Source organism: Acidithrix ferrooxidans (assembly GCF_000949295.1).
GTDB lineage: Bacteria > Actinomycetota > Acidimicrobiia > Acidimicrobiales > Acidimicrobiaceae > Acidithrix > Acidithrix ferrooxidans.
In genome coordinates this window covers 20,910-27,418 of sequence record NZ_JXYS01000084.1, presented here as the reverse complement: position 1 = coordinate 27,418, position 6,509 = coordinate 20,910, and the positions used below count along the sequence as shown (strand labels likewise).

4 protein-coding genes are annotated in these 6,509 nt (G+C 45.3%); all 4 read left to right on the top strand.

The window, feature by feature from the left end; all coding sequences use genetic code 11:
* Positions 1-691 (top strand): IS1634 family transposase (locus AXFE_RS13295; protein ID WP_152626093.1); only part of this gene is annotated, 691 nt, incomplete at its 5' end.
* A gap of 1,603 nt (positions 692-2,294) precedes the next feature.
* Positions 2,295-3,356: a tRNA preQ1(34) S-adenosylmethionine ribosyltransferase-isomerase QueA gene (queA, locus tag AXFE_RS13290; RefSeq protein WP_152626092.1), complete on the top strand. Its 1,062-nt coding sequence runs from the start codon at positions 2,295-2,297 to the stop codon at positions 3,354-3,356.
* Between the two features lie 390 nt (positions 3,357-3,746).
* Complete coding sequence (gene glnII / locus AXFE_RS13285) at positions 3,747-4,751, top strand: glutamine synthetase GlnII (RefSeq protein ID WP_152626091.1); 1,005 nt, start codon at positions 3,747-3,749, stop codon at positions 4,749-4,751.
* A 958-nt stretch (positions 4,752-5,709) separates the two neighbouring features.
* Positions 5,710-6,198, top strand: coding sequence for a hypothetical protein (locus AXFE_RS13280; RefSeq protein WP_152626090.1), 489 nt, complete (start codon positions 5,710-5,712; stop codon positions 6,196-6,198).
* Positions 6,199-6,509 lie beyond the last annotated feature (311 nt).

The window sequence follows — 6,509 nt, the reverse complement described above, 5'->3', positions numbered from 1 at the left end:
CTCTAGTCAAGCTAACGAGAGATTCTTAGTAGATATCACTTCGTTGAATACCTCAATCACAAAGGGTTCTATATCTAAGACCACAGTTGTCTCAGAGCGTATCGGACGCATCAAGGCCAAGTACCCAAGTATTGCTTCCAAATACGAGATATCCCTTGAATATCATCAAGACCATGGCAAGATCATCAAAAAGAGACGCTTTGACAAAGTAATCAATCTCACTATTACAGAAAAACCCACTAAAGCCAAAGATGATAATCTCCAAGGAGCCTACGTCATAGACACCAGCCATAGCGAGCTAGATGCAGGTGAGATCTGGAATATCTATACGACTCTCACTAAAGTAGAAGATGCCTTTAGATCCCTCAAGAGTGATCTTGGACTTCGACCGGTCTATCATCAACTAGCTAGCCGAACTGCTGCTCACCTCTTCATCTCAGTACTTGCCTATCACCTCCTTAGTGCCATTGAGCTGACCTTGAGGCAAAATAACGATAAGAGAAGATGGTCAACCATTAAAGAGCAACTCAACAGTCACCGCCGAGCCACCATAGTTCTTACATCAGATAAAGGCGTTGTCTATCACATCCGCACTAGTGGTGTTTCTGAGCCGGTTCACAAAGAGATCTACCGTCTCTTAGGAGTTAGTGATCCCCTTAAACGGATCAAGACCATTGCGACGCATTTGTAGTGTCCCAACGTAAGACCACATACTCAACTAGCTGGGAGAATAGGTTGATTTTCGGAAAGATGGGCTAGGACGCAGTAGGTCTATAATTGAGATAAAGATCGAACTATAGTACTTGGGTCTCAGTTCGTTTGGTTTCAATCAGGCTGGGTACTGGTAGCTTGCCTAAGCCACCAGTACCCACCGCTATGACCAAGTGATCACTATATCGCTGATTTGATATGGGATCTCATGGTTTTGTTGACGTTGTTACATGCACGTTTATCTTCAATTGACGCAGGTATTTTAACAAGGAGTCACTGGAATCATCAGCCTATTTGGTAACTGATTTCTGAGCAATTCATCTAAATTTATGGCAATATCAAGGGAACTCTTTGATCTATGGCATTGCAAAGGGTAAATTTGATTGTGAATCGAGCGAGCTTTGCACATAAGCTATCGCTAGGGGGCCAATAAGGTGCTAGAGGAATTGATGCAGAGGAATTGATGCAGAGGAATTGATGCAGAGGAATTGATGCAGAGGAATTGATGCAGAGGAATTGATGCAGAGGAATTGATGCAGAGGAATTGATGCAGAGTAAGAAAAGATGTGATGGGTTAAGCCCGCTCAACCTTGATTGCACCTTCGCATCTTTGTCTGCAACTAGCCATCTTAATCATCGACTGCAACCATCAGCGCCACTTTTTCCCTCGCCATTTGATTGAGTGGTTTGTCGTTAGAGCTCCGGCAGATTTGTGTTGTCGATTTGCCAGGCCGATCATTGCTTACCAAATTGGCCCAAAAGCGCTCTATCTCTAACCTGAGTGCTTTGCTTAGATTGTGATTTTAATAGGGTTGAATGGTCGAAACAGACAATATTTAATATGCATAATAGCCATTGCGCCTTATCATATTTGGTCAATTCAGTGTTTATTCCGTGACCAAGATGGGGCAGGGCGAATCGATAATTATTCCCTGTGACCTTCAGCTTTCACAGCGGTAAAAATGCAATGGATTACCCAGGCGCCTTGATCGGATCTCGCGGGGATTGCGAGTAATCCTGCCTCTGTGTTTTGCTGAGGAACCTCATCGAAAGCTTTCTCTGTCAATTAGGTTGTCGATACGGTTGTCACTTAACTCGAATGGCCCTTCCAAGAGGGCGGAGCAACGATGGAGGTGGCTTAGATCTTTGAATTTGAAAATTTTATTGACAGACTTAGATACTTCTTTGATCATTATTGTCCGCCCAACGAGGTAGTTCTGAACGATTCAGCGCTTTAGCTCCAAGGTGACTATGCATTTGAGATTTTTGGGGTTGCCTCTAGGGATCGAGACCAAAGAAACCACTTTGATCTCGTTGTGATCACAGTGTGATCACCGTGTGACTATTGGATGGAGTTCCAATACATTCGTGTTTGAGCGCCGCAAATATTTCGATTCATATAATGTCGATGCAAATATTGTCGATTTGAGGCTTCTAGCGAGACGTATCTCGGGTTTGACTTCTTCTTCGCTAATTGCTTTTGGATTATGAATTTGTAATTCACTTTCAATTCGACGAGATTCCAATACCTAAGATGGTGTCGTTTTTAGAGGGTGGGTCTCATAGACTTTTTTCAGGTGTTTATGAATAATGATTCAAAGAATGTAGATCCGACTGCGGCTGTCGACGAAATGGCCCTCTTCGACTATGATTTGCCGCAATCTCTTATTGCCCAGAGCCCTATTGAACCTCGATCCTCTGCCCGGCTGCTCGATGCTTCTGGTGAGAAATTCGTAGATCGCCATGTCTATGACTTCCCCCTGCTTTTGAAAGAAGGCGACGTCGTTGTGGTCAATGACACTAAAGTCCTTCCAGCTCGGGTAACGCTTTTCAAAGAATCTGGTGGGGCGGTTGAGCTTCTCTTTTTAGAGGAGGTGGCGCCAAGATTCTGGTTGACCCTGGCCAATCCAAGCAGGAAACTCCTTTTTGGGGTCCCCCTTTGCGACAGGCAAGGTGTTGTTGTGGCTGTCGTAAAAGAAAGACGTGAGCGCGAAGGTGATGCCCCAGTTCGATTGATTGTAGAGGTCTTAGAGCCGGAATTGATCGAGAAAAGTGGCGAAGTTCCGTTGCCGCCTTATATCAAGGAGCCATTGAAAACTCCGGAGAGATATCAAACCGTCTATGCCAATCGAGGCTCTTCAGCGGCTGCTCCTACTGCTGGATTGCACTTTGATAACGATTTGCTTGAAGCTATTTCAAGGGCTGGCGCCTCTTTGGTTAAGGTAGAGCTATCCGTTGGACTGGACACTTTTCTTCCAATCAAGACAGAGCGAATTCGAGATCATAAAATCCACACCGAGAGCTATTCGGTTAGCAGCGAGGCTTGGGATCAAATACGATCGGCACCTAGGGTCATAGCAATTGGGACCACGGTTGTACGAACGATTGAGACTGTTGGTACGACTGGCCAACTCAGTGGGCGCACATCGATCTTTATCCACCAGGGCTATCAATTTCTTGTTACCGATGTACTGCTGACGAATTTTCACATTCCAAGGTCGTCACTTCTGCTCCTCGTAGATGCTTTTGTGGGACCGCGATGGAGGGAGATCTACGAGCATGCAAAACAAGAGAGATATCGGTTTTTATCCTTCGGGGACGCGATGTTGCTAAAGCGTGCCAACTCGGATTCTCTAGAGCGATGATTCGATTTACGATCTAGCTTCCGATCTAGTCAAAGTTTAGAGAAACAAAAGAATTAACATTTTGGAAATTTATAGACGAAAATCTCTGTTTTCCTCCTTTTACTATGGTTGTGACCAATTCTTTTGCCACTACTGGATATGTATGGGTTTCGAAGTCGCAATGGCCTAGGCAATAGCGAGTACCATTCCCTGATGTATCTGGTTTTTATGCGGTGAAGACGTCATTTTTTGCGTTTACACTCCGTTCATATTTTAGAAAAATGTTCGAAACAAACGGCGTTGAAGATGGTTAGATGCAGGAAAACAGAGCTGTCTTCCTGTTTCAAGTATTTGGTCGCTGGGGCGTAAGATCATTCCGCGCCCCTTTGAGAGATGGAAGGCATGCTTAAAATGAGTTATCAGGCGGAGTACATTTGGATTGATGGTACCAAGCCATCACCTTTGATGCGCAACAAGACCCGAATTATTGCTGATGGCGTTGAGCCAGGGATTTGGGGATTTGATGGGTCGAGCACCAATCAGGCTCCTGGTAGCAACTCGGACTGCGTGTTGCAACCCGTATTGGTTTGTCCAGATCCAATTCGCGGTGGTGAGAACCTTTTGGTGCTCTGTGAAGTTCTTACGACGGACTTTGAGCCACATCCATCCAACACTAGAGCCGCTTGTTTGGCTGCGGCCGAGCTCTATGCCGACCAAGAGCCAATGTTTGGTATTGAGCAAGAGTACACCTTCTTTCAGTATGGACGCCCTCTTGGATGGCCAGAAAATGGATTCCCAGCACCACAAGGTCCTTACTACTGTGGTACTGGCGGAGAGAAAATTGTCGGTCGCGAGATCGTAGAAGAGCACACAGCCGCTTGTATCGATGCTGGATTGGCGATTGAGGGTACAAATGCTGAGGTAATGATGGGTCAATGGGAGTTCCAGATTGGCGTCTTAGCTCCTCCTGTAATTGGTGATCAAATCTGGATGGCGCGTTGGTTGTTGGCCAGAATTGCTGAAGATCATGGTGTAGTAGTTAGTTTTGACGCAAAGCCGATGGACGGAGATTGGAATGGGGCTGGAGCCCACACCAACTTCTCGACCAAGGCAACCCGTGGAAATTACGATGCGATCATCGCAGCATGTGAAGCTCTTGGGAAGAATGTAGATGAGCACATTTCCAACTACGGTGATGGAATCGAACGTCGTTTGACCGGTGCGCATGAAACAGCCCGCTATGACGTCTTTAGCTACGGACCATCCGATCGTGGAGCCTCGATTCGTATCCCATGGCACGTAGTAAAGGCTAAGAAGGGATATATCGAAGATCGTCGTCCAAATGCCAATGCCGACCCCTATGTTGTTTCGCGATTGATCGTTGAAACTGTATGTGGTGCAGCTGCGCAGGATTAATCATTGACCATCATCAACCTCGACGGATGGTTCCTGGTGAAAATGGCACTCTTTGTTTAGATCTCTGACCTAAAAGTCGGTGGTGAAAACTAGTTTTCACCACCGACTTTGTCATATTTACTATCTATTTTGGGCAATCTCTTTTTGGAATGTTGATCCGAGCTGTTGGTTAAACTCGGCCTCGCTAGATGCCTAATGGTTCCGGCGGGCTCTTTTTGTTGGTTTTATTGACACAGCAATCGGCCAAATTGCCCTATCGCAGGTGTGGTCTTTAGCTAATCAGACGTAAAAATGCCATACAAAAGAGAAGCTTTTCTTTTGCCGAGGCAAAGGCAAAGCTTCTGGTATTTGAGGATCGAGTCTTGTTGTTTATACCTTCGATATTGGTTAAACCCTCGATTTCTTGGAGACACGCTTTCAAAAATAGCGGTTTAGGGATAGAGGGTTAATTCCCAACCCGTACTGCTATCTCGTGAATTGGAATTGTCTTTGACAATGAGACAAAGCCATCTATTCCTGATTGTGGAGTAAGAGCTCTCTATCGTGAGGCTGCTGTCCAGCGATCTAATAATACAAGTCGCATCATTCCTAGATAGCGTATCGGGGAATATGAGGAGCTCCCAAAGCTCTGATGCACCCATAATGCGAGCGTTCTACGTCCATCGAATAAGTTCTCGCGAGTACGTGCTAACCCTAGTTTCGGGTACCACCCCATGAAAGCCCAGTTCATGACCATATTGGTGCTAAGATTTGGGCACTACAGTTGAGTAATCACCTTCTAGGTTCGAGCTAGGGTATCTATTACCCCAAGAATAGAGTAGATTTCTGTTTGGGTAGAGTTTACGGTTGAGGAATTACGAAGGTTATGTAGACGTCTCTTATCCCTAGGTGTCAAGGGAGTTAGCATCTATTTGAATAGAATATCAACCATGCGGGGCGAGAACTTTGATCGAACACGATGAAGCCGTATCCAAAGGATCAAAAAGAAGCTGCCCTCAAGGGGCTGAGGGAGCTGTTGTCAGATCCTAATGCACCCAGAGGTACAATCGTCTATTTGGCTAAACAAGTCCAGATACCAAAGACAACTATCTACATCTGGAATCGCGAATTAATGGACCAGATAGTTCGCCAAGATCCAACTAAGCGAACCCCAGCCAGTTTATGGAGTTCAGAAGCTAAGTTCCAAGCCGTGCTTGCAACTGCAACAATGTCTGAGTTGCAACTTGGAGAATACCTTCGCACAAAGGGAATCTTGATGAAAGAGCTCAACGACTGGAGAATCTCCTGTTCAAAGGCGAATGACAAGACTGGTGAAGCGGTATCCAAATACAGATCGGCACTAGCAAGTGAGAAGGTCAATATAAAGCAGCTCAAGTCAGTGACTTTTCTTTTATCTTTGGACCACCTCGCCGGGATCCTTGGACCACCTGATTCTTTATCTGATTAATTCGCTTCGGCCTCTTAAAAAAGCGGATACCAAAGGAGGAATGAACATAAATGAGTTCAAAGAAATGGACGGTGGATATGAAAGATATCTGTAATTTATTGGCACTTGCGGCCAAGGGTAGTTAGAGCAAAGAGTAAGTCAAATATGGGTTGGCTAGACGAGTGAGAACGAACCATCTTCATCAACCACGACAAGTATCTCGAAAGCGAATTGGATAACGTCGAAACCGAGGGACGGATACCTCCTGAGTCAACATTTAAACTAATGTCAGTCTAGCCTTTGGCAATCGATAGATAAAGCTTTCTTTTAGT